General features: G+C 52.4%; 22 protein-coding genes. 19 read left to right on the forward strand and 3 right to left on the reverse strand.

The window, feature by feature from the left end; translation table 11 throughout:
* Positions 1-19 precede the first annotated feature (19 nt).
* Both KJZ99_00305 and KJZ99_00310 read right to left on the reverse strand, forming a co-directional pair.
* Positions 20-472 carry a hypothetical protein gene (locus KJZ99_00305; protein ID MCL4304339.1) on the reverse strand — a complete coding sequence of 151 codons (453 nt, stop codon included), beginning with the start codon at positions 470-472 and terminating at the stop codon, positions 20-22.
* Positions 469-2,064, reverse strand: coding sequence for a hypothetical protein (locus KJZ99_00310; GenBank protein ID MCL4304340.1), 1,596 nt, complete (start codon positions 2,062-2,064; stop codon positions 469-471). Before KJZ99_00310 ends, KJZ99_00305 begins: the two co-directional genes overlap by 4 nt.
* Positions 2,065-2,144: 80 nt before the next feature.
* Between KJZ99_00310 and sppA the strand changes: the two genes are divergently transcribed.
* Positions 2,145-3,929 carry a signal peptide peptidase SppA gene (sppA, locus tag KJZ99_00315; GenBank protein ID MCL4304341.1) on the forward strand — a complete coding sequence of 595 codons (1,785 nt, stop codon included), beginning with the start codon at positions 2,145-2,147 and terminating at the stop codon, positions 3,927-3,929.
* Between the two features lie 69 nt (positions 3,930-3,998).
* Here sppA and KJZ99_00320 read toward each other — a convergent pair whose 3' ends face one another.
* Entirely contained in the window at positions 3,999-5,117 is a 1,119-nt protein-coding gene (locus KJZ99_00320) for a hypothetical protein (GenBank protein ID MCL4304342.1), read from the reverse strand.
* 448 nt (positions 5,118-5,565) lie between these two features.
* On the opposite strand from KJZ99_00320, the gene KJZ99_00325 reads away from it, so the two are divergent.
* From KJZ99_00325 to KJZ99_00410, 18 genes are all read left to right on the forward strand, one after another.
* Entirely contained in the window at positions 5,566-9,258 is a 3,693-nt protein-coding gene (locus tag KJZ99_00325) for a T9SS type A sorting domain-containing protein (GenBank protein ID MCL4304343.1), read from the forward strand.
* A gap of 31 nt (positions 9,259-9,289) precedes the next feature.
* The gene (locus KJZ99_00330; protein ID MCL4304344.1) at positions 9,290-9,682 is read left to right on the forward strand and encodes an HTH domain-containing protein; all 393 of its coding nucleotides are present in this window, start codon (positions 9,290-9,292) and stop codon (positions 9,680-9,682) included.
* Between the two features lie 4 nt (positions 9,683-9,686).
* Positions 9,687-11,255 carry a histidine ammonia-lyase gene (gene hutH / locus KJZ99_00335; GenBank protein ID MCL4304345.1) on the forward strand — a complete coding sequence of 523 codons (1,569 nt, stop codon included), beginning with the start codon at positions 9,687-9,689 and terminating at the stop codon, positions 11,253-11,255.
* Entirely contained in the window at positions 11,252-11,899 is a 648-nt protein-coding gene (locus KJZ99_00340; protein ID MCL4304346.1) for a carboxymuconolactone decarboxylase family protein, read from the forward strand. Before hutH ends, KJZ99_00340 begins: the two co-directional genes overlap by 4 nt.
* Positions 11,900-12,051: 152 nt before the next feature.
* A complete protein-coding gene (dnaK, locus tag KJZ99_00345; protein ID MCL4304347.1) occupies positions 12,052-13,953 on the forward strand; it encodes a molecular chaperone DnaK in 1,902 nt (633 codons plus the stop codon).
* Between the two features lie 119 nt (positions 13,954-14,072).
* Complete coding sequence (gene clpB, locus KJZ99_00350) at positions 14,073-16,697, forward strand: ATP-dependent chaperone ClpB (protein ID MCL4304348.1); 2,625 nt, start codon at positions 14,073-14,075, stop codon at positions 16,695-16,697.
* A gap of 138 nt (positions 16,698-16,835) precedes the next feature.
* Complete coding sequence (locus tag KJZ99_00355; protein ID MCL4304349.1) at positions 16,836-17,243, forward strand: cobalamin B12-binding domain-containing protein; 408 nt, start codon at positions 16,836-16,838, stop codon at positions 17,241-17,243.
* Positions 17,244-17,274: 31 nt separating this feature from the next.
* Complete coding sequence (locus tag KJZ99_00360) at positions 17,275-18,024, forward strand: YebC/PmpR family DNA-binding transcriptional regulator (protein MCL4304350.1); 750 nt, start codon at positions 17,275-17,277, stop codon at positions 18,022-18,024.
* Positions 18,024-18,539, forward strand: coding sequence for a crossover junction endodeoxyribonuclease RuvC (gene ruvC, locus KJZ99_00365; GenBank protein ID MCL4304351.1), 516 nt, complete (start codon positions 18,024-18,026; stop codon positions 18,537-18,539). Before KJZ99_00360 ends, ruvC begins: the two co-directional genes overlap by 1 nt.
* A complete protein-coding gene (gene ruvA, locus KJZ99_00370) occupies positions 18,536-19,123 on the forward strand; it encodes a Holliday junction branch migration protein RuvA (GenBank protein MCL4304352.1) in 588 nt (195 codons plus the stop codon). The genes ruvC and ruvA overlap by 4 nt, the downstream gene beginning before the upstream one ends.
* Positions 19,123-20,139: a Holliday junction branch migration DNA helicase RuvB gene (gene ruvB / locus KJZ99_00375; GenBank protein ID MCL4304353.1), complete on the forward strand. Its 1,017-nt coding sequence runs from the start codon at positions 19,123-19,125 to the stop codon at positions 20,137-20,139. The genes ruvA and ruvB overlap by 1 nt, the downstream gene beginning before the upstream one ends.
* 49 nt (positions 20,140-20,188) lie before the next feature.
* Entirely contained in the window at positions 20,189-21,265 is a 1,077-nt protein-coding gene (queA, locus tag KJZ99_00380; protein MCL4304354.1) for a tRNA preQ1(34) S-adenosylmethionine ribosyltransferase-isomerase QueA, read from the forward strand.
* Between the two features lie 8 nt (positions 21,266-21,273).
* The gene (gene ispD, locus KJZ99_00385; protein MCL4304355.1) at positions 21,274-21,957 is read left to right on the forward strand and encodes a 2-C-methyl-D-erythritol 4-phosphate cytidylyltransferase; all 684 of its coding nucleotides are present in this window, start codon (positions 21,274-21,276) and stop codon (positions 21,955-21,957) included.
* A gap of 41 nt (positions 21,958-21,998) precedes the next feature.
* Complete coding sequence (gene ispF / locus KJZ99_00390) at positions 21,999-22,499, forward strand: 2-C-methyl-D-erythritol 2,4-cyclodiphosphate synthase (protein MCL4304356.1); 501 nt, start codon at positions 21,999-22,001, stop codon at positions 22,497-22,499.
* Positions 22,492-23,958, forward strand: coding sequence for a glutamate--tRNA ligase (locus KJZ99_00395; protein ID MCL4304357.1), 1,467 nt, complete (start codon positions 22,492-22,494; stop codon positions 23,956-23,958). Before ispF ends, KJZ99_00395 begins: the two co-directional genes overlap by 8 nt.
* On the forward strand, positions 23,955-25,001 hold the full coding sequence (locus KJZ99_00400) for a D-alanine--D-alanine ligase (protein MCL4304358.1): 1,047 nt from the start codon (positions 23,955-23,957) through the stop codon (positions 24,999-25,001). Before KJZ99_00395 ends, KJZ99_00400 begins: the two co-directional genes overlap by 4 nt.
* 12 nt (positions 25,002-25,013) lie before the next feature.
* The gene (gene ribD, locus KJZ99_00405) at positions 25,014-26,144 is read left to right on the forward strand and encodes a bifunctional diaminohydroxyphosphoribosylaminopyrimidine deaminase/5-amino-6-(5-phosphoribosylamino)uracil reductase RibD (GenBank protein MCL4304359.1); all 1,131 of its coding nucleotides are present in this window, start codon (positions 25,014-25,016) and stop codon (positions 26,142-26,144) included.
* Positions 26,125-26,748 carry a riboflavin synthase gene (locus KJZ99_00410; GenBank protein MCL4304360.1) on the forward strand — a complete coding sequence of 208 codons (624 nt, stop codon included), beginning with the start codon at positions 26,125-26,127 and terminating at the stop codon, positions 26,746-26,748. The genes ribD and KJZ99_00410 overlap by 20 nt, the downstream gene beginning before the upstream one ends.
* Position 26,749: the final 1 nt, after the last annotated feature.

Raw genomic sequence — 26,749 nt, forward strand, 5'->3', positions numbered from 1 at the left:
ATTTTTCATGATCGCCTACTCAAAGATGACGAGAGGCGTCAGGAGTTGAACGAACTGTTCCGCCGACAACAAGCGCCGCGCTTACAAGCGTGAGGTTCTTGATGATATATTGGCCCTCGATCGTTAGGCCCCACGGAACATGCGTGAAGCACACGTCAGGGAGTAAGACCAAAGGCAACATGGTTCCGGGCATCTGAAGCAGAAGCAGAAAGATTGAAACCCTGACCAGTGGACGGTATAGCATACAGACACCAATGGCGACTTCCCACCAACCCAAGATTGGGATGAAGACATCAGGTGGAAACCAGTAAACTGTTCGCCGCACCAAGTCGGCAGCAGGACTGACGCCAAGTGGCTTCAGCAAGCCGAACCAAATGAACACGACGGCAAGTGAATAGCGTAGCAGCCGCATACCCCACTTGGCCATCCAGCCCGCTAATCTTCGGTCGAGTTCGTTAATGAATCCAGTCATGATTTAATCGCCTTCGCAAATCGGGACTCTTGTTTATCCAATGTGGTGGACGCCGTTATTGCTTTTGCACGATTCAATGTCAACTTCTGCAACATGCCCACGTCACCATCATAGCTTCGGCGGACAAGCATTCCTGCAAGTGGCCAAAAGATAAAGTTCATTTGATCACTTTGCCATGCGTTCTGGTAGAATAACCAGCTGACATACAGAAAGGTCATTCCTTCCAGCATCCGCCCATATACGCGGTCTTGTTCGTCGTCCGATGCCCTTAAGTGCCTTCCGCGGCGATAAATGAACCAGAGTACGAGCATGAAAAGTATAAGACCACCGTATCCATACTCTGTCAACATCCACGGAATCGTCGCGGCACTGGAGGTCAACCCAAAACCTGCGAAGTACTCGGCCTTTCGATCCTTCCGATCAGATACATAGGACAAAGTTATCGACCCCGGTCCGTTGCCCAAGAGAGCAGTTTGCGGCGACGATGCGGCAAGTCTGATTGCGCTGACGAAGCGAAAAGTTCGTTCAGTGCGGCCATCAGCAGAGGGTTCAAGTTCGCGCTCAAAAACCTCGGGCAGTCGCATAACATATGTCAATGGATTTCGGCCTTCACGCCAAAAGCCGGTCTGAACGATGATATAGTCTGTGAGCACAACCATGATGACGCCAACGAGTCCCAGTAATATGGCAAGCGCTGGAGACTTGAACATGTCCCCCCTGGCCATAAAAACCACAAAGAGGGGGAGAAGCAGAAAAAAGAATTTAACCTCTCCGAGGATTACGCCGGGCAACAGCAGAAACATTGCCCAAAGAAATTGGCCTCTAAGTTTTTTCTCTTCCAGCATTCGTGCAATCATGTAGGCGTACATGACAAGAACGACAAGTGCAACTGCGGGCGACTGATTGCGGCCGAACGACCCGCTCAACTCATCTTCAGAGACCCAATTCAGGAGTTGCCATTGTGCGAGAATGATTGGCGTTTGTGCCAGCGCAATCAAGAAAAGGAATCGGATGAACTTGTGAATTCCCTTCGGCTCGGGGTGCAGTCCGGCCGCTGCCAAGAACAACAAGAGGTATCGAAAGCCGACTCGCATGCCAAGGACTGAAGTACTTGCAGGAAGACCATTTATGAGAGCAGAGAGAACTGCGAAAACCAATACCACCAGAATCAGCTTTTCTGCGGCGAAGAACTTGTGCTTGGCAGTGAAAAATGTCAGTCCGTAGCGGGTAGCGAACAGGACCAGCAGAATGTCGATGAGCCAAGTGGCTTCACGTGGGATTAATCCCCAGAACTCGGCAATCCAGTCAATTGAATAGACCAACAGGCCGAGAACGTACAGCGAAACTCGGGGGGCAACAAAGAAACCGACTGCAAACGGAACCCCTAATGCGGCAAGGTAATAGAGTTCGTTTGAAGGGTCAGATCCTTCCAGGAAGGCGAAAATTACGGCCGTATAGAGGACAGCAAGTCCTCCAAAAAGCACAGCCATAATTGTCCGGTCCAGGTTCAAGCTCAGTTCCTTAAAGAAGTTAGCAAAGTAGTAATGGCAAAGCTCATGCCGCTTTTGCACGTCCTGGGGACGACTTCCCATCTATTCAATAGAATCTGTAAATTAAGAAGTTTGGCCGCGAAAACAAGTGCTTGGCCAAATTGACTTTTAGGAGAAATATTATGACTTCCAACAAGGCCTGCTGCTGGATACTCGGTATTCTTGCCGGTGGTTTCGTCCTGACGATATTGATCTTTGCTTGGGGAGTATCCCGAGCAATGAGCGGCGCTTTTTCCGGCAGTTTTTCGCAAAGTAACCTACTCAAGAAGGACACATGGCTGCTCCTTGCCCCGACAGGCGACATAGCGGATTACCACATCGAGCCAGATTTTGCCTTCTGGTCAGACGATCGTGGGTCGTCTTTGAACGAAATGCTGAGGGCACTAAGGTCGGCCGCTCAGGACGACCAGATTTCTGGCGTAATTATTAGGCCGCAAGGATCAGTGGGATTCGCGACACTTCGGGAGTTGCGTGATGCCATTTCCGACTTCAAGTCCTCGGGAAAACCTGTCTACGCACATCTCGATTTGGCAAGCGATCGCGACTACTATCTGGCAAGCGTGGCAGACAGCATATTCCTGATGCCGGGCGGCATGAGCGGAATCAGCTTCGGTGGAATCGCATTTAACACGACTTATCTCAAGGGTACATTTGAGAAACTTGGTATCAAGTTTCACGTCCTGCATGCGGGTCGATATAAAGGAGCCCTGGAGGAATTGGCCAAGGACAGTATGTCTGCGGAGTTACGCGCGAGCTACGAGTTCGTGTTCAGCGACTTGTTCGAACGATACCTTTTGGAAACTTCCGAGAGCCGAAGTGGACTCTCATATGCTGATCTTCGACGGGAGCTGTTAGAGGGCGAGCAACTTATCCTTGGGAGTAAATACTGTCTCTCGCGCGGCTATGTCGACGCACTCGAAGAGTGGCCGGTCTTGCGGAATCGGCTGAAGGGTAGTAATGAGGAATTTGAGTCCATTTCAGCTAAATCGTACTTGCGAAAAACGCGGCACAAGTCTATGGCACTGAACCAGACCAAGGTTGCCGTTCTTCATGCAGAAGGCGAGATATCGTTCGGGAACGGCGGAGTGTTGTCCGAAGAAGGCATCACGGCAGATCGGCTCACAAAGGACCTGGAGGAGTTGGGGGACGATGAGGACGTGAAAGCGGTTGTTCTACGTGTCAATTCCCCGGGCGGTTCAGCGCTTGCATCAAAGCAGATTCTGGAGGCTGTCAAGCGTGTTAAGCAGAAGAAACCAGTTGTCGTATCAATGGGGAGGGTTGCTGCCTCGGGTGGTTATTACATCTCCGCCGCGGCTGATGAGATAGTCGCGGAACCTAACAGTCTTACAGGATCGATTGGCGTTGTGACTGCCCTGCCATCGGCAGAAGAGCTGTTCAAGAAGCTTGGCGCTCGTGTCGAAACAATTTCCTATGGACGCTGGGCGAATTTCTTCCGATTGGATAGGTCAATGACAGCAGAGCAAGAGCGAGTGCTTCGTGATCTGATTGACTCAGTCTACGATGAGTTCAAGCAAGATGTCATGGAAGGAAGGGGCCTTACGGCAGATGAACTGGACTCGGTAGCAGAGGGCAGAATTTGGACCGGAAGTCAGGCTCTCGAGCGTCGACTGGTGGATACTCTCGGCGGTGTTCAGGATGCTGTGGAAATCGCGGCTCGGCGGGCGGGTCTCACTCCTGACGACTATGGGGTTTCATACTATCCGAAGCAAAGAGATTTCTTCGAATTCGTGGCCAAGAAGCTGATGGTTAGACTCGACGAATTTGAACTTCTGGAGGATGGCCTTCGTCATCCGGAAGACCCGCGAACGCTGATCAGACTCCTAAGCAGATACTTTGACCGGGCTGAGTTCCTGCAGACTTTGCTGCCAATGGAGTTTAACTTATAGCGGGTATCAAATCGCTTACGGAAGACCCCGCCAATCGGCGGGGTCTTCTTCTGATTTCTCAAATAATTCCTACTCCGAGCCGGGTGAGCAACCGACAAAGATCTCATAAGGACCAGTGGTACCCAGTGCACCGCTAACCTCAAAGAAATAGGTACCGGATGGCAAAGTCATGGTGACGCGGCTGTCCGTTCCCACAGGCACTCCCGCGCCTGCCCCGTTGAAGTCATTGTTGACTGACAGCGGAGCTTCGCAGGTGACGGGCCACACTCTCAGCAGGGAATTCAAACCATGCTCGTAACCGCTGCGGCCGGGAGTATCATCGGCATAAACGGAAACGGTTACTTCACGGGGACCGTTCTGGACTGTAAGAGCATATACGTCGAGGTCGCCCTGCTGGTCAATCAGACCGCAATAGCCTTGCCCGCAGAATATCGTGTTGGAAAAAGCGTCACATCCCTCTGGAAACGACTCCTCATGCACTGAGTAGTCCGCGGGGCACTCAGGATCAGTGATTGGTGGAATGCAAGAGTTTCCGTGGAAAGTAACCGTAAGGCGAAAGCTCCCGTGGGCGGCTGGCGTAGCACCATCAATGCAAATGTAATAGATACCCGGATCAAAGCATCGGGCAACACCCGCCTGTAGGGTAATCGGAGCATCGCAAAGCAGCGGATTATTGTCATTAGTTGCAAACAAGACCGCGTCTGGACTGTTGCAACAGCCACCAGTCCAGATACAGAGGTATGTGTCAAAACCAGATCCACAGGTTGAGATCGTGATACTGTCGCGATACAGCACCTCCAGACGCATGAACGCATCGCGCCCATACCGACACGTAGGGAAGCTGCAGTTGTTCTGCTTGTTCGTCGTCTGGCCGTTGTTGTAATATGACCACACAACTCCGGAATCCGGGCCAGTGATCATCACACCGGGGCAAGTGTCTGACAGCTCATCGAGTGAACTTACTTCAGTTCGTCCATAATTTTCCGGATGAACCAATCGATCCAGTTCGAAGTACCTGTTGTATAACTCTGGTGGAACGTCGCGATCCGTTGCTTTGAAGTCCTCAATTTGCTGGAAAAGTACCCAAAGCTCTCTAACCTCAGGGCTTACTTGCGACGAGCTCTGTTGAGCAAGTCCGTGCACTGCGAGAAGTGCTGTAACCGCCAACAGACTAAGGACATGCTTCATGATTTCTTCCTTCGTTTCTAAGAAGGGAACGTCAAGACTTTGCCTGCCATCCCGAAATAATTGCCGGGAGAACAATCGGCGTAGCTACATCGTTCCCTAAGGTTATAAAAAACAATGATAATACAGGCAACGTCCAGTTAGGACTCGGCCTGCCACGACACTTACCATGATGACGGCAAATCCCGCTCCAACCTCAAATTGAAAAACCTCTCCACTAAACTTGACTCAGCCTCTCCAAACCGCTATCTTCCTGAAATAGATAAAGGTAGGAGTGTGGCTGGTTCTCACTCACGTGCCAACAATTGCGCAGACAGCAAGCCTATACAAAATACGGACTTCTCGAGCCAGTTGTCAAGTCCTCTGGCGTCCCCCGGGAACCATAAGAGTCATTTCATTGTTCCCTAAAACATACTTACCACACTTCAGGGTCACATTCATCAGGTGTCAAATGGTTCAGAAGCTCCTCCACGTAGCGCTACTTGCTGTATTGCTGAATTTGCAGCCACTTCTGTCTCAGCCGGCGCCCTTTGGCTTCTACGATAATGCTGAGTTTTCACCGGACTTTGAACTACTGGAGTTCAGTGAGAGTACACTTCTGTTTCGGCTGTCAATGACCAGGCTGCAGCCGACGGGAACAATTGATTTCTTTCAGAAATTACCGGGCACGTGGGCAGACTTAAATTATAATGGCCACCAGGTAATGCCGAGGTTTACTTTTTACCTTGCATTGCCAAACACGGGCAATCCGACCGTCACAGTGCTCGATTGGCAGACCATCTCACGTCCAACTATTCCGCGTGTCATTCCAGAGAATACCGGTTCTCCGGTGCGCCTTGGAGAAGTTGGCATCTTCGCGGGCGTTCGCTTAGTACCGGTTACGGTGAAGCCATTCACATATGTGAACAACCAGAGCAGTTGTCTGGTCATGTCTGAAGCCACAATTCGGATCGATATTGACGGCCAAAGCGGCCTGAACCCGCTGACATCCACAAGACTTGCATTTTCTGAAGTCTCGAGAGACGTATTCAAGTCACTTGTCGCCAATTGGGAGAGTATACCTAATATTGGGGTTACCGAACCCTCGCATATGCTGATGGTGATTCCAGAGAGTTACCTCGGCACAATGTCGGATTACATCCTCTGGAAACGGCAGATGGGCATCCGTGTGACGATCGTTCCTGCAGGAGAAATCAATTCGGACGGCACCGGCAATCTGCTGCGCAATCGCATTCAACAGGAACTTGCGAACTCATCGCCTCGCATCGATTACGTGACTTTGGTTGGGGACGAGACAGTCATCCCAATTCGGTACCGGTATACCGAAGATCCTGTCACAAGATTCAGCGACTTCTCGCTCGCGGGTCAGTTTACGAACGAGGGATACTTTTCGGAGCTTGAGGGCAATGATGTTTTTCCTGATGTATTTCTCGGGCGCTGGGTGGTCAATAGTCAGGCGGAGGCGAGGTCCATCGCTGTGCGCACGGTTCAACATGAGCGTGACACATTTTCCGCCGATTCACTTCGCTTCGAACGTGCCGCCGTTGCCGCAGACTACACCGAAATTACCCAACGTCTTACGAAGCAAAGAGCGAGGGAGATAATGCTTTCGAGTGGAATCTCCCATGTGGATACGTTATGGGGAGAACAGAACCCCGGTCCTCAACTTCTGATGGGATGGCTGACCGAAGGGTTGTCGTTTGTAAATTATCGTGGTTCTGGCTGGCAGCAGGGCTGGGCGGGAATCAGTTTCTACTACTGGTCAGTACCCCAGATATCGAACGCGGGCAAGCTCCCCATTGTCACGGGGATTGGATGCGGCGTTGGTAAATTTGATGCGCCCGAGGCCCAGTGCTTCGGAGAAGTTTGGATGCTGCACGGAACAGTGACTACACCACAGGGTGCGGCGGGCTTCATAGGTCCTTGCTGGAATACGCACACTGTCTATAATGACTGCTTGGATACTTGCTTGTACAGAGCGATGCTGGACTACGATATCAGGAACCTCATGCCCGCGCTTACTGCCGGCAAGATGTACAGTTGGGCTGTTTTCAATGAGTTCTTGGGCGAAGGTCCTGTCGAAGAGATTTGCGAAGTGATGTTTCGCCAGTATCTCGTGTTAAGTGACCCGTCGCTGCAGCTATTTACCGATACTCCGGTGCGGGCAATGATCACGATGCCGACAGCGATTCCCTCCGGCCCCTATCAAGTTCCTGTGACAGTGAATCAAGGGCCTGCAATTGAGTCGGATAGCTTAACAGTTAGCTTCAGCACGTTAACAGGCGTTGTACACTCCGGACGAGTTCCCTCGACGCCCGGTCAGTGGTACGTTCCAGTTGATTTCGACTTCGGCGAGGAAGTGACTGCTACAGTGACCGCTCCGAATGTTCTCGCCAGGCAGTATCCTGTTCAAGTTTCGCCGAGCGGACCATACTTGACACATCGGGGATTGAGTTTTTCTGATGCAGCCGGGAACGGTGACGGAAGGATTCAGCCGGGCGAAACCATAGCGATCATTGATACGATGATGAACATCGGCTCCGACGCTGCTTTTCTCGTTCATGGTGTGCTGGAAACTACGCAGCAGCAGATCACTGTTTTGTCGAGCGAATCAGACTACGGGACGGTCGGGTCCGGTGAATCGAGCGTCGGGAGTCCATCTTACAGTATTAGCGTCGCACCGGAGATTTCCGCCGCATCTACAATTGTAATGGAATTGACATATAGTGCGAATCAAGTCGCACCGCGATCGGACGATATCTTTCTGACACTCCATATGCCCAATCTCTCAGTTGGATCATTGTCAATTGCGGACGGAGGGAATGGCCTCTTGGAGCGTTATGAAGTTGCGGGCCTGTCGTTCAGAGTGACAAACTCCGGAAATGAAGTGTTGCCCGCTTCATCCCTGAATCTGGTATCGAGTAGCCCGTATCTTGAAGTTTTGGACGCAACGGCGGATCTCCCGCAGCTCTCGCCTGGTCAAAGCTACCAACTTCCGGAAAACTCGCTTCGAGTCGCGGCAGCGGGGAATAGCCCTTCGGGAGTGCAGGCAAATCTGAGTGCAGTTGTGACGGCAGAAATGAGCACATATACCTTCGAACGCAGCCTCCCACTCACGATCGTAATCGGCCAAGTCGGACAGGGTGATCCATTGTTGGGTTCTGACGGACTTTACTACATGTACGACGACACTGATGTCATTTATGACCGCGTGGCCGTATATGACTGGGTCGAGATATCGCCTTCTCGGGGAGGTCCCGGAACTGAACTTGACTTCACCCAAAGTCAGCAGACGTTTAATGTTCCGGTTCCTTTCAACTACGCGTACTTCGGCGAGACATACTCGTCACTTTCAATCTCTACCGACGGTTGGGTTGTTCCCGGGTTCACACAATCCGTGAGCTATGCCAATCAGCCGCTACCCTACGCACCGGACTTCGTCTCCGGAATGATCGGGATACTTTGGAACGATCTGTGGTATTTCTTCGGAGACACAGGCGATGTCAGTTATTTTTATGATGACATAGCTGATCGCTTCATTGTCGAGTGGCGTGATATTTCGGATTGGGCCACTGGAACGCGGCCGAATACTTTTCAAGTTCAGTTGCTGAATCCTGCGACCTATCCTACCCCAACGGGTGACGCGGAGTGGCTCTTCATGTATCAAGATTTGACTTTACACGCTTCAGCTGCGGCCGGTGCCACGATCGGGTACGAGAACATGGACGAGTCTCAAGGCGGTACTTATTTCTTCGAGAACTCTCGTCCACCAACTTCTGCGCCTTTGGAAGACGGGCGAGCGATCCGCTTGACGACCGCACCTCCCACAATTCTTGAGTCGGAGCATGATCGACCTGAGTTGCCCGGAGGATTCAGCTTAAGACAGAATTACCCGAATCCGTTTAATCCGGAAACGATGATTGAGTTTACGGTTCCGCATCGTTCCGATGTTACGCTTGAGGTATTCGATGTGCTTGGCAGACGCGTATCTCACCTCATCTCGGGTTACTTTGAGGCAGGCACCCATCGGATTGGTTGGAACGGCAGGAACAACTCAGGCGTTTCAGTACCGAGCGGCATCTATTTCTATCGATTGACGACACCGGACTACATACAGACGCGGCGTATGCTGCTGATGAGATAAGATTTCACATTTCAAATAGGACCCAGTGACCATGGCAAAAAAGTGGACCCCATCCGAAGAGAAGTACCTGCTGGAGAATTACGGCAAAGTTCCGATGGCTGAACTCGCTGACCGTTTCGGCGTAACACGAAAGGCGATCAGCGCCAAGCTTGACAAACTGCGTCAGGCACATGGAATCGACCCGGTAGGTGCCCGGGAACGTGCAACTGCGAGGCAGCGGCGGCAGGCGTTGCTGAATGAGAAAGTGCCGCAGACTGGCGGAGCAATTCCCAGAAAGATTCCATTGGTTGGAGTCATCTCACAACCGCAGGTTGAGAATGTCTCGGTTGTGGAACCTGCGGGACTTACCGCTACGACAAACGTTATTCGAACGGAGCAGGGTTGGCAGCCGATTATGGTCGGCAAGAAGCGCGTGACGAGGTAACAATTTGGAAATCTTGATCGACGGCCACTCGCTTACGCTGGAAGACGTCGAAAGGGTGGCTCAGGGTGCGCACGTTTCGCTAAACGACTCGGCGCGCGTGCGTCTGGATAAGTCCCGAGAGTGGATTGCAAGACTGGAGCGGCACGGAGGTGCCGCTCCAGTTGTCTATGGGATCAACACGGGGTTTGGCAGTCTTAAATCCACGCGCTTCTCAATTGATGAAGCTCGCGATGTATCTTACCGCTTGATCGTTTCGCATTGCTGCGGCACAGGAGTACCATTTGAAGAGAAAGTTGTGCGGGCAGCCATGCTGCTGCGAGCGAACTCGCTTGCTCAAGGCTACTCCGGGGTGCGATCCGTTGTTGTAGAGACCCTGCTGAAAATGCTCAATCGCGGAGTCACTCCGGTTGTGCCATCGCAAGGGTCTCTTGGAGCGTCCGGTGACTTGTCTCCGCTGTCGCACATGGCGCTGGTACTTATCCGGCCTCCCTTCGGAGAGTCAACTGATACTGGATTCGCTACCTATCTTGGAGAGCAATACTCCGGTTCCGAGGCGATGCAAAGAGCCGGAATAGAGCGGCTTGTGCTGGAGGCCAAAGAAGGGCTTGCGCTGAATAATGGCGTGCAGTTCATGTGTTCCCTTGCGTTGCTCACACTGCTTCGCGCCGAGCGTCTGGCAAGACTTCAGGACGTCGCATTAGCCATGCATTTGGATTCAATTCGCGGAGCTTCAGCAGCCTTTGACAGACGAATTGCCGAACTTCGCAAATACCCAGGTCACGCGTTGGTATCGGATAACGTTCGAAGTCTGTTGGCCGAGAGTTCCAGTGTCGACGACGACGCGAGTCGCATTCAGGATGCTTATAGCATCCGTTGCGCGCCGCAAATTGCAGGAGCAGTTAGAGACGGGCTGGAGCACGTTAGGCAAGGTCTTGAAATCGAGATAAACTCGGTGACCGATAACCCCTTAATCTTTGCTGACGACAATCAATCGTTATCAGGTGGCAACTTTCACGGGGATCCCGTGGGTCTACGCGTGGATTACCTGAAGACCTTGTTGGCAGAGTTGGGTAATCTGTGCGAGCGCCGAATCAATCGCCTGATGGACCGGAATCTCAACTGTGGTCTTGGACCTTACCTGCTGGATGACGACCATGCAGGCAAACACTCCGGTTTAATGATCACGAGCTACACTGCTGCCGCGCTGGCAAGCGAGAACAAGGTTCTGGCACATCCTTCCTGTGTCGATACGATTCCCACGTCAGAGAATCAAGAAGACATTGTCTCCATGGGAACCCACGGCGCAAGGCAAGCGGCACAAATCCTGGAAAATGTGGAGCGCATCGTTGCGATTGAGTTTCTTTGTTCAGCCCAGGCACTTGATCGCCGAATGAACTTGCAACCCTCACTAAGATTCGGCAGAGGTTCTCGAGTCGCCCATCAGGTTGTCCGTTCGGTTGTATCAACGTGGAGTGGGGACCACTTTATCGCCGCGGACATAGACGCCGTACATTCCTTGATCAAGTCAGGTGAACTGCTGAAAGCAGTCTCCGCCGAAATCGAAATCGCATGAGTGGGCATCCGGTTTGGACTTTTTTGGAGGACCATCCCGAGGATGCTCAGTTGTTGCTCCTCGCAGCGTTGTCCGTTCTTTGGCTGAAGCCACAGGACCAACTCGCCAGGCAGCTGGTCGTTCACTACAAGAGCCAAGGCTACGCCATCGAAGCGCTGCGAGAAGCGGCTCTTCAGCTTTTCCTGCTGGCAGGCTTCCAATCCTCATTGGAAGCCGCGTTCATGATACATGATGTGTACGGTAGCGGCTTGCCGTCCCATTCTGATGAGCTAATCAGTGCACCAACCGAGGAGACATTTGCTCGCGGTTGGCAATTGCAGGCTAAGGTCTATCAGGGTAACGTTGAAAAGCTCCGTTCAAACCTGGAGATGCTTAGTCCCGAATTGTCGAGGTGGACGGTTTGGATCGGCTACGGATTAGTGATGTCCAGGCCGGGATTACCACCTCAGTGGCGCGAAATGTTGGAAATTGCTGTTCTTGCAGTTCAAGGATTTCCCCGGCAGCTATTCTCGCACCTGAAGGGTGCCTTAAATCTCGGTGCCACGGTGGATAAGATTACTTTGGTTCTTAGATTAACTCAGGAGATTGCAGGGGAATCCGTCCTTCGGCCGGCTTGGCAGATGTGGCGCCGAATTGACAAGTAGTTCATGACAAAATGGCAGATATTCGTGGCAGAGGCTTTTCGCTCTCTGCCGATTTATTTATATAAATCAATAGTTTACGCATCTGGTATGACCCTTGCCTTATTCAAGTTGAATAAACTCTAGAACTTTGAATCAAGCTAAAGGATAAAAACATGTCGAAGATTATTGGAATCGACCTCGGAACCACTAACTCCTGCGTTTCTGTTATTGAAGGCGGGGAGCCGGTGGTCATTCCGAATTCCGAGGGTGCGCGCACCACGCCCTCCGTCGTGGCTTTTTCCAAGACGGGCGAGCGTCTTGTTGGCGCGTCAGCAAAGCGGCAGGCTGTCACCAATCCCAAAAAGACCATATACTCAATTAAGCGATTCATGGGCCGTCGCCGCGACGAAGTTGAACACGAGATGAAGCTCGTTCCCTATGAGCTTGTAGGGGGCAGCGGATTGGCCAGAGTCAAGATCGAGGACAAAGAGTATACGCCTGCAGAGATTTCAGCGATGATCCTGCAGAAGATGAAGCAGACTGCCGAAGACTATCTGGGCGAGAAAGTACACAAGGCAGTCATTACGGTGCCTGCTTACTTTAACGACGCGCAGCGTCAAGCAACCAAGGATGCAGGGGATGTTGCCGGGCTTGAGGTCGTGCGGATCATCAATGAGCCAACGGCAGCGGCGCTTGCCTACGGTCTCGATAAAACGCACAAAGATGAAAAAGTTGCAGTCTACGACTTGGGCGGCGGCACATTCGATATTTCAATTCTCGAGCTTGGTGAAGGCGTATTCGAGGTTAAGTCCACGAATGGCGACACTCACTTGGGCGGCGATGATTGGGATCAGCGCTTAATTGACTTTCTTGCGGACGAGTTCAAGAAGCAGGAGGGCATTGATCTACGTAAGGATCCGATGGCTCTGCAGCGTCTGAAGGAAGCTGCCGAGAAAGCCAAGATCGAGCTTTCCGGTTCGTCTCAAACCCAGGTCAATCTTCCGTTCATTACCGCGACAGCGGATGGCCCTAAGCACCTGGACATCGTTGTCACGCGCGCCAAGTTTCAGGAGCTGACCGAAGACCTTGTTCAGCGTACGATAAGTCCGACCAAAAAGGCGCTGGCCGACGCAGGATTGAGTCCCTCGGACATTGACGAGGTGATTCTCGTGGGTGGTTCGACGCGGATGCCGCGCATCATTGACGTGGTTAAGGAATTCTTCGGCAAAGATCCGCATCGCGGAGTGAATCCGGATGAAGTGGTGGCCATTGGCGCTGCAATTCAGGGCGGCATTCTCGCGGGAGACGTGAAGGACGTGCTTCTACTGGATGTGACTCCGCTCTCGCTCGGAATTGAGACGATGGGCGGTGTGATGACCAAGCTGATTGAGTCGAACACGACAATCCCCACGCGCCGCACGGAGATTTTCTCCACCGCGTCCGACAGCCAACCATCGGTCGAAATTCATGTGCTGCAGGGCGAGCGCCCGATGGCGATGGATAACAAGACGATCGGCCGCTTCACACTCGATGGTATTCCGCCTGCGCCGCGCGGCGTGCCGCAGATAGAAGTGACCTTTGATATCGATGCGAACGGTATTCTTTCCGTTTCCGCAAAAGATAAGGCAACGAACAAGGAGCAGTCAATAAAGATCACGCACTCGAGCGGTTTGTCCAAGGAAGAAATCGAGCGCATGAAGAGCGATGCGAAAGCACACGCCGACGAAGATCGAATGCGACGCGAAGAAGTGGACATCCGTAACGGCGCGGACGCTCTCGTCTTCCAGACGGAACGTCAGATGAAGGAACTCGAAGCCAAGCTTACCGGTGATAATAAGTCTCGACTTGAGGCAGCCGTTGGCCGAGTCAAGGAAGCACTCAAGGGTTCGAGTGTCAGCGAAATAAAGAGCGCGACCGAAGATCTGAACAGCGTCTGGCAGCAAATCGCGCCGTCGCTCTATCAAGATGCAGGGCAGGGCCAACCAGCAGGGTCGACAGGGGGCGGTTCCACTTCATCCGAACCCGGTACCGAATCCGCCGACTACGAAGTCGTTGATGAAGACAAGAAGAAGTAACTGAGAAGTCGGGCGGGCCGCAAGGCCCGCCCGAGAAGTGAAGCCACTCTTACGATGACCAGTGTGACAAAAAATTCAAAGATCTGTCGCACGAGTCAACTTTGCTTTGAGAACACCTTATGAACATTGATCAATGGACCATAAAAGCGCAGGAGGCTCTGCAATCCGCACAGGCGATTGCGCGGGATCAGAGTCATCAGGCTCTGACGCCGTTGCATTTGCTTGGGGGGATGCTGCGCGATGATGAAGGCATAGTCGCGGAGATTATTGGAAAGCTCGGTCTGAAGGCGGCTGATATCCGTCGGCTGGTGGATATTGAGATTGCCAAAATGCCGCGCGTCACAGGTTCTGTTGGATCCACGTATCTCGCGCCCGAGACGTCGCGTCTGTTTGAAAGCGCGCTAAAGGAGATGAGCGATCTCGGAGACGAGTTTCTCTCAGTCGAGCATCTGCTCTTGGCAATGACAAGGGGCGATGACGCGGCATCGAGACTTCTGCGAGAGTCACGCATCTCGCATGGCGATGTCCTCAAAGCGATGAAGGACTTGCGCGGTGGTCAGAGCGTCAAGGATCAGAACCCTGAAGATAAGTACCGCGCGTTAGACAAATACGGGCGCGACTTGACTGACCTGGCTCGCCGTGGCAAGCTTGATCCCGTAATCGGACGGGACGATGAAATCCGCCGTGTTTTGCAGGTATTGACACGACGGACGAAGAATAACCCCGTGCTGATCGGGGAACCCGGAGTGGGCAAGACTGCCATCGCTGAGGGACTTGCGCAGCGCATCGTGGCGGGGGATGTGCCTGAAAACCTCAAGAACAAGAGAGTGGTTGCTCTCGACCTGGGCAGCCTTGTTGCTGGAGCGAAGTATCGCGGTGAATTTGAAGACCGCTTGAAAGCCGTCTTAAAAGAGGTTACTGGTGCTGAAGGCGCGATCATACTATTCATTGACGAAATGCACCAGCTGGTCGGGGCAGGCAAATCGGAAGGTGCAATGGATGCGTCAAATCTTCTCAAGCCAGCACTCGCGAAAGGTGAGCTCCACGCAGTCGGCGCCACGACAATCGACGAGTATCGAAAGCACATTGAGAAAGACCCCGCACTTGAACGCCGTTTCCAGCCAATAATGGTGCTGGAACCTTCGGTCGAGGACATGATATCTATCCTCCGTGGATTAAAAGAGAAGTACGAGGTCCATCACGGCGTCCGCATCACAGACGGCGCACTGATTGCCGCTGCGCAACTCGCTGACCGCTACATAACCGACCGATTCATGCCGGACAAAGCGATAGATTTGATTGACGAAGCCGCATCAAAGCTTCGTCTTGAAATCGATTCGATGCCGGACGAAATTGATACGCTCGTTCGCAGAATTCGCCAGCTCGAAATCGAAAGAGTGGCGGTTGCGCGGGAGAGAGACGGCGCCTCGCAAGAACGGCTGAAGACAATTGACGAGGAACTTTTGAAGCTGAAGGCGGACGAGCACGCTCTTCGCCTGCAATGGGAGCAGGAGAAGAAGATCATTCAACAGATACGTCAAATCAAAGAGCAGATCGAACAGGCCAAGCTTGAGGAGCAGCAGGCCGAGCGAATCGGCGATCTGGGCAAAGTCTCTGAGATTAGGTATGGTTTGCTCAGAGATCTTGAACGCAAAATGGAGCGGGCACAAACGGACCTCGCAAAGCTGCAAGCTACGCAATCACTATTGAAAGAGGAAGTCACTGAAGACGACATTGCGGAAGTAGTCTCAAAGTGGACTGGTATTCCCGTTTCGCGCATGCTTGAAGGCGAGCGCGAAAAGTTGCTGCACATCGAAGAGCGGCTTCACGAACGGATTGTTGGACAGGACGTTGCCGTAAGTGCCGTCGCGGCAGCGATTCGCAGAGGGCGCGCCGGTTTATCAGAAGAGAGCAAGCCGATCGGGAGCTTTATGTTTCTGGGTCCAACAGGAGTGGGGAAGACGGAACTTGCTCGAGCATTAAGTGAGTTCTTGTTCAACGATGAGCATGCGATGATCCGGATTGATATGTCAGAGTATCAGGAACGGCACACTGTATCACGATTAATCGGCGCTCCTCCGGGCTACGTAGGGCACGACGAAGGTGGACAACTCACCGAGGCAATTCGCCGCCGACCCTATAGTGTTCTGCTGCTCGATGAGATTGAAAAGGCGCATCCGGATGTCTGGAATATTCTGCTGCAAGTGCTTGATGACGGACGATTGACCGATTCCAAAGGCCGTACGGTCGACTTCAAGAACACTATCGTCATTATGACATCAAACATCGGCTCAGATTTGATTAGTGCGAGAGCGGAAAAGCTCGAGAGCGCAGACGGGTATGAGGAAGTCAGATCGGCTGTGCTGGACCTGTTGAAACATTCCATTCGCCCGGAGTTCTTGAACCGCATTGACGAAATTCTTGTGTTTGGACCGTTGACAAGGGAGAACTTGACTCGGATCCTCGATATCCAGATCGCGTTTGTAGCGAGGCGTCTTGCAAAGCTATCAATAGAATTGACAATGACTGCGAAGGCAAAGGAACTCATACTGGCGAGCGGCTACGATCCAGTCTTTGGGGCGCGACCCATGAAGCGAGCTATCCAGACCCTCTTATTGAACCCCTTGTCAGAAGCAGTTCTATCCGGTCAAGTGCTGCCGGGCAGCCAAGTGGAGGCGGACGAGCTACGCGGAGAGCTTTCGATAACGGTGGTGAATCCTGAGGAACGCCCAGAATTCGCGTAAGTTAGAAATAGCGTCGAAAGGGCTGGAAATTGTTGATTTCCGGCCCTTTTTTTTGTATATTGAACGTTTAGCTGGATGAAAATGTGCAATTTGCGAGGGCACATTTGTTCCATTAATTCCCTTTCTCCAACTACCCTTATGGATAGAAAAATCAGAGTCTTAGTAGCAAAGCCGGGATTGGATGGCCACGATCGTGGTGCTAAGGTGATGGCGGCTGCCCTTCGAGATGCAGGTATGGAGGTCATCTACACAGGCCTCCGACAAACTCCAGAGATGATTGTCACGGCGGCTCTGCAAGAGGATGTTGATGTGGTTGCACTATCAATTCTCTCTGGCGCTCACATGACATTTTTTCCGGCGGTTCTGCAGCTGATGCAGGAGAAGGGCATTGGCGATGTCCTGTTGACCGGAGGCGGAATCATCCCGAAATCCGACATGGATGAATTGGAGAAACTTGGGGTTGGAAAGCTGTTTGGCCCGGGCACGCCCACCACGGAGCCAATCAACTATATCAAAGAGTGGGTAGCTTCGAATCGAGCCGCATAAGCATAGTTCATCAACAGCCTACGAATAGAGTATGTCCGGTCATAGCAAATGGGCGACTATCCGTCGCAAGAAAGAGAAGATTGACGCCGCTCGCGGCAAAGTCTTTACCAAGCTGATCCGAGAGATTCAGATCTCCTCGCGTATGGGGGGCTCGGACCCAAATTCAAATCCCAGGCTGCGAACCGCGATTGACGCGGCCAAAGCAGCGAATATGCCTGCGGCGAATCTCGAACGTGCTATCAAGAAGGGTGCTGGCGAGCTGGATGGGCAGCAGATGGAAGAAGTCCTCTATGAGGGATACGGCCCGGCAGGGGTGGCAATTCTGATTGACACGGCGACGGATAACCGCAATCGCACAGTTGGAGAAATTCGCGCAGTGTTTAACAAGCGCGGGGGGTCGATGGCAGAGGCAGGTGCGGTATCCTGGATGTTTGAGAAGCTTGGCTATCTCACATTGAACGGCGATCAGGCAAGCGAGGAGCAGCTGATGGAAGTTGCACTTGACGCGGGTGCGACAGACGTTAAAGGCGATGGAGATGTGTGGGAAGTTTACTGCGCGACGAGTGAGCTGTACAACGTGAAAGCGTCACTTGAATCAGCCGGCATGAAAGTCGAATCGGCTGAACTTTCCTACGTTCCGAACAATACGATCAAGGTGGAAGATGCCGGTTCTGCGAAGTCCGTCTTGACACTAATTGAGCTCCTCGAGGACCTGGATGACGTCCAGAGTGTCTACTCAAACTACGAGATGGACGACAGTTTGATCGAAAGTCTTGCTTGATGAACGCGTTTCCCCCTGTAGAAATCATTCTTGGGGTTGATCCTGGATTGACGTGCACGGGATGGGGGATAGTGAAGAGAGAATCACGCAAACTCATCTACGTAGATAGCGGGTGCCTGCGTACTAAGTCATCAACGGTGATGGCCGAGCGCCTGAGCTACTTGTACGAAGAGATTGTCGCGATATGCCGCAAGCATTCGGTTACCAGTGGGGCGGTCGAGGCGGGGTATGTCGGCACAGGTGCATTGTCCGCTCTGAAACTCGGTCAGGCGCGAGCTTGCGCGGTTCTTGCCATACAACGGGAAACAGGAAGAGTTTTGGACATTGCGCCTCGTGAAGTAAAACTGTCCATTACCGGAAACGGCGCCAGTTCCAAGCAGCAGGTGAGCTACATGGTTGCGCAGATTCTTGGGGTTGAGTTTGACCGCGGCGAAGAGGACATTTCAGATGCACTCGCAGTTGCTCTGGCAGCCGCGAATGCACGGCAGATCAAACCACTTGCAGCGCGCACATGATGGAGTACTTGAAGGGGCGACTTGTTGCGAAATCACCTTCAGAGGTTGTTTTGGAAGTCGGTGGCGTTGCCTTTGCGGCACGAATTGCTCTGAGCACCTTCGACAAGCTGCCTGCTGTTGGTGAAGAAGCGAAAGTCTGGACGAAGTTGTTCGTACGTGATGAGCAAGTTGAGTTATTCGGGTTTTCCTCGCGCGATGAACGCTGGGTGTTCGATGAGCTTATTTCAATCAGCGGGGTTGGACCAAGGCTCGCGTTAACATTGCTTTCTGGTATGTCGGCAGAGTTGGTAAGAGAGACGATTGCTGCAGGCGACGCTGCCCGATTGAAATCTGTGAGGGGGATCGGGGCCAAGATTGCGGATCGCATAGTCCTCGAGCTTGGGAAGAAGTTCTCGCAAGCATCAACAGAGTGGACACCAAGCAGTCTCTCATCTAACGGCAACACTGCCGTTGTACAAGCACGACAAGCTCTCCTCGCGTTGGGCTTGACACAGGCCGAAGTGGATAAGAGCCTTGAATCTGCCCGCAATCGGAATATTGAAGACGCCGAATCATTGATCAAGTTTGTGTTGCATAAAGGCTGATGCCAAGGCTCATCGAACCCATACTGCAGGAAGATGACCAGGTTGTTGAGCAGAGTCTCAGACCCGTCAGTTTCGCCGAGTTCGTAGGACAACAGCGCGTCAAGGAACAATTGAGCGTGTTTCTGCAAGCCGCGCGAGAACGTGGTGAGGCGCTTGACCATTGCTTGCTCTACGGTCCGCCCGGACTAGGCAAGACGACACTCGCGCACTTGATCGCCCGCGAAATGGGCACTCATATCCGGGTGACGACGGGGCCTGTTTTGGAACGTCCAGCTGACCTGGCAGGTCTGCTCACAAACCTTCAGCAGGGCGATGTGCTGTTCATTGACGAGATCCACCGATTGAACGCTACGGTCGAGGAGTATCTCTATCCCGCTCTGGAAGATTTTCGTTTGGATATTCTCATTGACAAGGGTGCCGCAGCGCGAACATTGCAGCTGAACTTAAGTCGCTTCACATTGGTCGGCGCGACGACGCGTGCAGGCTTGCTGACGTCACCCTTGCGCTCGAGGTTTGGAGTTACGCTGCGCTTGGACTATTACTCGCCAGAAGAGTTGGTTCAGATACTTCATCGAACAGCACGACTGATGAATGTCGCGGCTACAGAAGAGGGAATGTGGGAAGTTGCCTCGAGGTCGCGAGGAACTCCGCGAGTTGCCAATCGGCTGTTAAGACGAGTTCGCGATGTCGCACAGGTGAGGGGAGAGAAGAGTATCTCTGCTGACCTTGCGAAGGAAGCTTTGCATCTTTTGGAAATTGATGATTTTGGCCTCGATGACCTTGACAAGCGACTTATGCTCGCATTGCTTGAAAAGTTTCGCGGCGGCCCGGTTGGTCTTGGCACACTCGCAGTTACGGTCGGAGAGGATGAAGGTACCCTTGAAGAGCTATGCGAACCATACTTGATTCGGCAAGGATTCTTGGAACGTACCGCTCGCGGGCGGCAAGCAACAATGCGCGCATTTGAGCACTTTGGGATCCATCGTCATACCGCGGACCAGACGCGGTTCTTATGATAGTTTTGACAACAGCTTTGCTAAGCACCATTAGGAGTATACAAACGCAATGCCAGTAACATCGGCAGTCTATGAACCCCGGGGTGTACAGACCATTCCGCGCCTGTCCGACTTCAAGTACAATTTGCCAGAGAAGCTGATTGCGCAGTCTCCTCTTGAACGCCGTGACCAGTCGCGCATGCTTGTGGTGGATCGGGAGACCAAAGAAGTTCGGGACGAGCTCTTCACAGATATCACGAACTATGTGAATAAAGGCGACGTTGTTGTTGTGAACGCAACTCGTGTCTTTCCGGCGCGCCTGTTCGGGTATAAGGAGAAAACCGAAGCAGAAATCGAAGTCTTTCTATTGAGAAAATTGACGGACGAACTTTGGGAAGTATTGGTGAAACCCGCTCGCAAGGTCCGAACGGGCAACAATATTATTATCGGCGACGAAATTGTTTGTGAAGTAATTGACAACACAACGAGTGGTGGAAGGGTGGTGCGTTTTCACTACGAGGGGGATTTTGCAAGCCTCGTCGAAAAGCACGGTAAGCCTCCACTTCCACCCTATATCCGGCGCGAACCGACACCGGATGACAAGGATCGTTATCAGACGATTTTTGCGCAAGAGTCGGGTGCAGTCGCGGCTCCCACCGCAGGACTTCATTTCACTAAGGAAATGGTCAGCAAGCTGAAACGCAAAGGGGTGGAAATCGCTCCGATTATCTTACACGTCGGACTCGGTACGTTTCGCCCTGTTCAAGTTGAAGATCTGTCACGCCATAGGATGGACTCTGAGTACTACGAAGTCATGCAATCCACTGTGGATATGGTGAACGGAGCGATCGAACGTGGCAACAAGATAATCGCAATCGGCACTTCAGTAACGCGCACGCTCGAAACGGTTGCGAATTTCAACGGTGGAATCAAGCCTGCAAGCGGTTGGACAGATAAGTTCATTTATCCGCCCTATCACTTCAAAGTCGTGGACACACTTTTGACTAACTTCCATTTGCCCGGATCGACGCTTCTTATGCTCGTGTCCGCCTTTAGTGACCGCGAATTCATTATGAAGGCTTATCGCCATGCCGTCAAGGAGAAGTACCGCTTCTACAGCTATGGCGATTGTATGTTGATTCTTTGACCTATGCGTTGCTGATTCCCGCTGCTGGACGCGGAGAGCGGTTAGTTTCAGCCGTGTCAAAAGCGCTTGTAACAATTGCAGGCAAACCAATTCTGTGGTGGGCCGTCAAGTCGTTTTTAGAAGACGCCAACCTGCGGCAGATCGTGATAGCGGCATCGAAAAGCGATACGTCTACTATTCGAGACCTGTTTGATGGTAGCTCGCCGCATGCAAGATTTGAGGTCGTTGAAGGCGGAGCGAGTAGGCAAGACTCTGTCGGAAAAGCGTTGGACGTTGTAGACTCGGACGTGGAACTCATACTGGTGCACGATGCTGCACGACCGATCCTAAGTAAGTCCACGATCAAAGCCGTGATTGATGCGTTGCATGCCTCCGAAGCGGCAGTTCCGGGGCTTCCAGTGGTTGATACGATTAAGCAAGTCAATAGCCAGTCTTTCGTTGAGTGCACCTTGCTGCGCGAAAGACTATTTGCCATTCAGACTCCGCAGGGGATTCGGGCCGACGTGTTTCGAAAAGCGCACAGTCTGGCAAGGTCTTCCGGAGTACAATGCACGGATGACGTTGCGTTGGTAGAGCACTTCCAATTAGGAACCGTCAAGCTTGTCTCTGGCGATCCAAACAACTTTAAGATTACCCACCCTATCGATTTGACGCGTGCCGCAGCCTTGCTGCAGAAGAAACTTTCTTCGTGAGTTGCACGGTACCTATTTCTTCCTGCATCGTCCCTCATTAAATGTATCCCGACTTGACACCTATCCGCATAGGAATTGGCATCGACGCACATCGATTTGTTGCGGGGCGGCCGCTCGTGCTTGGAGGAGTTACTATCCCTTTTGACCTCGGCTTGGAAGCTCATTCAGACGGTGACGTACTATCACATGCAGTGTTGGATGCTCTTCTGGGTGCAGCAAATGCGGGAGACAAAGGGAAGCTCTTTCCTCCCTCTGATCCACGATTTAAGGATGTGCGTTCGACCATTCTGCTGCACGAGGCCATGCGTGAAGTGATCAAGCTTGGGTATGAGGTAGGCAACGTCGATGTCAGCGTCATGTGTGAGGAACCGAAAATTGGACCTTTTCGCGAAGAAATGTGTGACGCGATCGCTACAGCACTTGGGATCGATACTACTCGTGTTTCTGTCAAGGGCACCACTCTGGAAGGGATGGGATTTACTGGACGGAAGGAAGGAATCGCGGCTGTTGCAACAGTGTTGTTGGTGAAACAACATGACTAAGGAAGTTCGTACAAGGTACGCACCGAGTCCGACAGGCTTTTTGCACGTGGGCGGATTGCGTACCGCCCTTTATAACTACCTATTTGCGCGGCAGCACAATGGTCAAATTCTGCTTCGGGTCGAAGACACGGACCGCACCCGGCTTGTAGAAGGCGCGGTTGAAAACTTTCTCGATATCTTTGATTGGCTGGGAATTTCGTTCGATGAAAGTCCTCGCGCGGGTGGGCCGCACGCGCCATATGTGCAATCGGAACGACTCGATCATTACAACAGAGCGATCGAAGTTCTCCGCCAGAACGGGCACGCTTACCCGTGTTTTTGCACGACAGAACGTCTGGAACAAGTACGAGCTGATCAACAGGCGAGGGGCGTGCCACCTATGTATGATCGGCATTGCAGATCCTTGACCCGTGAAGAAGCGCGTGCAAGGTTGGAGGCTGGCGAAGCACACGTTTGGCGAATGGCTGTGCCGGACGCGCGATCTGTTGAAGTGGACGACATCATCCGAGGAAAGGTAGTATTTCTCTCCTCGACGATTGACGACCAGGTTTTGCTTAAGAGTGACGGATATCCGACCTATCATCTTGCTAACGTCGTAGATGATCATGAAATGAAAATCTCTCACGTGATTCGTGGCGAAGAATGGTTGCCGTCGACCCCAAAGCACGTGTTGCTCTATGAGTTCTTTGATTGGGAATTGCCACAGTTTGCTCATCTTCCACTATTGCTAAACCCTGATCGCTCGAAAATGTCGAAGCGATCGGGAGACGTGGCGGTCGAGGCCTATCGCGAAAAGGGGATTCTTGCGGAGTCATTGATAAACTTCGTAGCGCTTCTGGGCTGGCATCCTCAAGACGACAGAGAGTTTTTCACAATTGATGAGCTGATCCAGGAGTTTAGATTGGAAAGGGTGAGCAAAGCTGGGGCAGTGTTTGATCAAGCTAAACTGCGCTGGATGAATGCAGAGTATCTGGCGAAGCTGGACGACGAAATCGTGTGGAACGCCGTGGCGCAGCTTTTGCCTGATGCGTTGCAGGAACAGTCGGTCGCGCGAGTCAGGTATGCGGTTGAGCATTTGCGGCCCGGAGCTGAGAGCTTTGACGATTTAGCTCGTCGTGTGGTGGAGTCTTTTGCTCCGGCTTCGGATTTGGGCGAAGTATGGGAGGAAAATCAACTGAAGTTGGTTACGGAACTTGTTGAGGGTTTGTCGAGTTTGCCTGCAGAGCGATGGAACGATTTTGATCACCTGATGATTGACTTTAAAGAGTTAGCCAGCGCAGCAGGTGCTCGCCTTGGACTCAAAGGCAAGGGGATTTGGATGACGCTTCGACATGCCCTAACTGGGCGTGAACATGGTCCCGAGTTGGGACGATTGATAGGCATGTGGGGGAGAGAGGAAACTCTGAATCGTTTGAATGCCGCCGTAGCGGGCAGACTTTCCCAAGATTCACATACATGAACATCTTAGTCCTCTGCGGCGGAGCGTCTTCAGAGCGAAACGTATCACTTGCATCTGGTGATGCAGTGGCAAACTGGTGCAGTTCGCTTGGACATCGCACATTGAAGTATGATCCGGAGCATCCAGGCACCACATTCGATTCCGAAACGCCTATCGCGCCTGAAGCGATTGGTATGGAAGCTCCGAGGGTGAGTACATCACAATCGTTTGATGCCGGGGTCGTGAGGGGTCTGCTTGATGCAATTGAAGAGCATGGGATAAACGTTGTTTTTCCTATCCTGCACGGCGGATACGGAGAGGACGGATCCCTGCAGGCACTGCTTGAATGGACGGGCATTGCTTATACAGGATCTGGACCACGTAGTTGCGCAGTCTCCATGCATAAGCCTACGGCCAAAGCTCTCATGGCGCAAGCTGGAATCGCGGTCGCCAATGGTTTTGAGGTCGCCGCGTACGAGCTTGATGACGAGACGATGATTCGCAGCCGTCTTCGGGATGAAATAGGCTACCCCGCAATCGTCAAACCTCAGAGCGGCGGGTCCACGGTTGGATTGACAGTGCTCAATTCTGAATCTCAACTCCCCGATGCACTTCGTTTGATTCGCGAACAGCGAGACGGTGCTTTAATCGAGTCGTATTTCAGGGGGAGGGAAATTGCTGCTGCTGTAGTTGATGGCAGGGCACTTCCTCTTGTAGAGATAATGCCGAAATCCGGAATCTATGATTACGCGAACAAATATACGTCCGGTCGCACCGAGTATGTTTGCCCGGCTGAACTCTCTGCAGATTTGACGCAATCTGTTCAACGATCGGCAGTAAGTGTCTTCAATGCTCTCGGTGCACGTGGCTTTGCAAGAATTGATTTCTTGGTGGATGACGAGAAGTTCATCTGCTTGGAGCTGAATTCCCTGCCGGGGATGACCGCAACTTCTCTTGTCCCCAAGGCAGCACGCGCGCACGGCTGGAGTCCGGAAGTATTAATCAGTCGTATTCTGGAGACTGCTTGGATACCGTCCGGAACTGCCGCAAACCAACGACATTGATAGGGCAAATCGGTGTCAAGTAAGCTGCAAGCCAGTAATGAGGATCGTCGATTCATGCAGCTTGCACTGCGCGAGGCTGAAAAAGGCGCAGGTGCAGTGAGCCCGAATCCGCTTGTCGGAGCCGTTGCGGTGAAAGACGGTCAAGTCCTTGCGAAGGCTTTTCATCGGAAGTTTGGCGATGTTCACGCGGAAGTTGCGTTGCTCAACAAATTGAAGGGAGAGCGGGCGCAAGGGGCAACGATCTACGTCAACCTCGAACCATGTTGTCACTTTGGGAAGACTGCACCCTGCACGGCCGCACTAATCGAAGCAGGAGTAAAGCGCGTCGTTGTGGCACTGCAGGATCCCAATCCTCTGGTCGACGGCAAAGGGATGATGCAGCTATCGGCAGCCGGTATCGAAGTCACACATGGCATATGTGAGGCTGAAGCTCGAAGGCTTAATGCTCCATTCATTACCTACATGGAGAAGGGCCGACCTTGGCTTCTGCTGAAGGTCGCGCAGAGTCTTGATGGTCGGATTGCCCTCTCGAATGGGAAGTCACGATGGATAACTGGTACCGAATCTCGTAAGGAAGTGCATCGGATTCGCGCGCGGCTTGATGCTGTTCTTGTCGGGGTATTGACTGTAATAGATGACGATCCGGAACTGACAGTCCGGCATGTGAAGGGTCGCAATCCCATTCGGTTGATAGCAGACTCTAAACTTCGCATTCCCGAATCCGCCCGCGTCTTACGACACCCGGACCCGGAAAAGACTTGGATACTGACAACTGCCGGAGCAGATATGGACAAGGCAAAATTCCTTGACCAATTAGGTGTCAAGGTGATTACTTGCCGTGAGTCTGCTGATGGCAAAGTGGATATGAGAAGCGCGATGCGCGAACTGGCGCGTCGAGAAATCTCATCAATATTGGTTGAAGGAGGCGGCACTGTTCATGCCGCGCTTCTTGGTTCCGGCCTGTGTGACGAGATGATTGTCGCAGTTTCGCCTATGGTGATTGGTTCCGACGGTCGTGCTAGCGTTGGACAGTTGGAGCTTGAGTCGCTTGAGGATGCGCCGCGCTTCAAGACTTTCCGTCACAAAGTATTAGCAGACGATTATTGGTTTTATTTGGAGCGAGATGTTTACCGGCATCGTTGAAGCCATGGGGACGGTGACCAAGTTGGAGGACCGGCCCGGCTTTCGAAAAATGTGGTTGTCAGGACCGTCATGGTTGAACAACTATCCTTCTGGCGGAAGTCTTTCTATTAACGGATGTTGTACCACGAATATTGGTGAGGGCGATTTTGCCTGTGACTTGATGAAAGTCACACTGGAGAAGACGTCGCTGGGGCTGCTCGAACTCGGCAGCCGTGTGAATCTTGAAAGGCCGTTGACTCTTGGTGCAGAGTTGGGCGGGCATTTGGTGCAAGGTCATGTCGACGGGACAGGCGAGGTGAAGTCTATAGAGACGATAGGCGATACTCGACTGTTAGAGATCACAATTCCTGCTGATTTGCGCCGATATGTCGTCTTGACCGGTTCAATAGCCATCGATGGAGTCTCCCTCACCGTTGCGGAAATCCACGAGCAGTCTATCGTCATCGGAATTATTCCCCATACCTGGGATGTAACGAATTTCCAGGACTATTACGCGGGTCGCAGGGTGAACATCGAGGTGGACTTGATTGGCAAATACATCGAGCGTCTGCTTCCGGAAAGACTGCTGAAGGGTGACTTGTTCCAAGGACTCACTCATGAATAGC

The organism is bacterium (genome assembly GCA_023382385.1).
Classification (GTDB): Bacteria; Electryoneota; RPQS01; order RPQS01; family RPQS01; genus JABWCQ01.

Excerpts from the sequence above, each read along its gene's own strand:
- KJZ99_00305 (MCL4304339.1), bottom strand. The coding sequence starts at position 472 with ATGACTGGATTCATTAACGAACTCGACCGAAGATTAGCGGGCTGGATG.
- KJZ99_00310 (MCL4304340.1), bottom strand. The coding sequence starts at position 2,064 with ATGGGAAGTCGTCCCCAGGACGTGCAAAAGCGGCATGAGCTTTGCCAT.
- sppA (MCL4304341.1), top strand. The coding sequence starts at position 2,145 with ATGACTTCCAACAAGGCCTGCTGCTGGATACTCGGTATTCTTGCCGGT.
- KJZ99_00320 (MCL4304342.1), bottom strand. The coding sequence starts at position 5,117 with ATGAAGCATGTCCTTAGTCTGTTGGCGGTTACAGCACTTCTCGCAGTG.
- KJZ99_00325 (MCL4304343.1), top strand. The coding sequence starts at position 5,566 with ATGGTTCAGAAGCTCCTCCACGTAGCGCTACTTGCTGTATTGCTGAAT.
- KJZ99_00330 (MCL4304344.1), top strand. The coding sequence starts at position 9,290 with ATGGCAAAAAAGTGGACCCCATCCGAAGAGAAGTACCTGCTGGAGAAT.
- KJZ99_00340 (MCL4304346.1), top strand. The coding sequence starts at position 11,252 with ATGAGTGGGCATCCGGTTTGGACTTTTTTGGAGGACCATCCCGAGGAT.
- dnaK (MCL4304347.1), top strand. The coding sequence starts at position 12,052 with ATGTCGAAGATTATTGGAATCGACCTCGGAACCACTAACTCCTGCGTT.
- clpB (MCL4304348.1), top strand. The coding sequence starts at position 14,073 with ATGAACATTGATCAATGGACCATAAAAGCGCAGGAGGCTCTGCAATCC.
- KJZ99_00355 (MCL4304349.1), top strand. The coding sequence starts at position 16,836 with ATGGATAGAAAAATCAGAGTCTTAGTAGCAAAGCCGGGATTGGATGGC.
- KJZ99_00360 (MCL4304350.1), top strand. The coding sequence starts at position 17,275 with ATGTCCGGTCATAGCAAATGGGCGACTATCCGTCGCAAGAAAGAGAAG.
- ruvC (MCL4304351.1), top strand. The coding sequence starts at position 18,024 with ATGAACGCGTTTCCCCCTGTAGAAATCATTCTTGGGGTTGATCCTGGA.
- ruvA (MCL4304352.1), top strand. The coding sequence starts at position 18,536 with ATGATGGAGTACTTGAAGGGGCGACTTGTTGCGAAATCACCTTCAGAG.
- ruvB (MCL4304353.1), top strand. The coding sequence starts at position 19,123 with ATGCCAAGGCTCATCGAACCCATACTGCAGGAAGATGACCAGGTTGTT.
- queA (MCL4304354.1), top strand. The coding sequence starts at position 20,189 with ATGCCAGTAACATCGGCAGTCTATGAACCCCGGGGTGTACAGACCATT.
- ispF (MCL4304356.1), top strand. The coding sequence starts at position 21,999 with ATGTATCCCGACTTGACACCTATCCGCATAGGAATTGGCATCGACGCA.
- KJZ99_00395 (MCL4304357.1), top strand. The coding sequence starts at position 22,492 with ATGACTAAGGAAGTTCGTACAAGGTACGCACCGAGTCCGACAGGCTTT.
- KJZ99_00400 (MCL4304358.1), top strand. The coding sequence starts at position 23,955 with ATGAACATCTTAGTCCTCTGCGGCGGAGCGTCTTCAGAGCGAAACGTA.
- KJZ99_00410 (MCL4304360.1), top strand. The coding sequence starts at position 26,125 with ATGTTTACCGGCATCGTTGAAGCCATGGGGACGGTGACCAAGTTGGAG.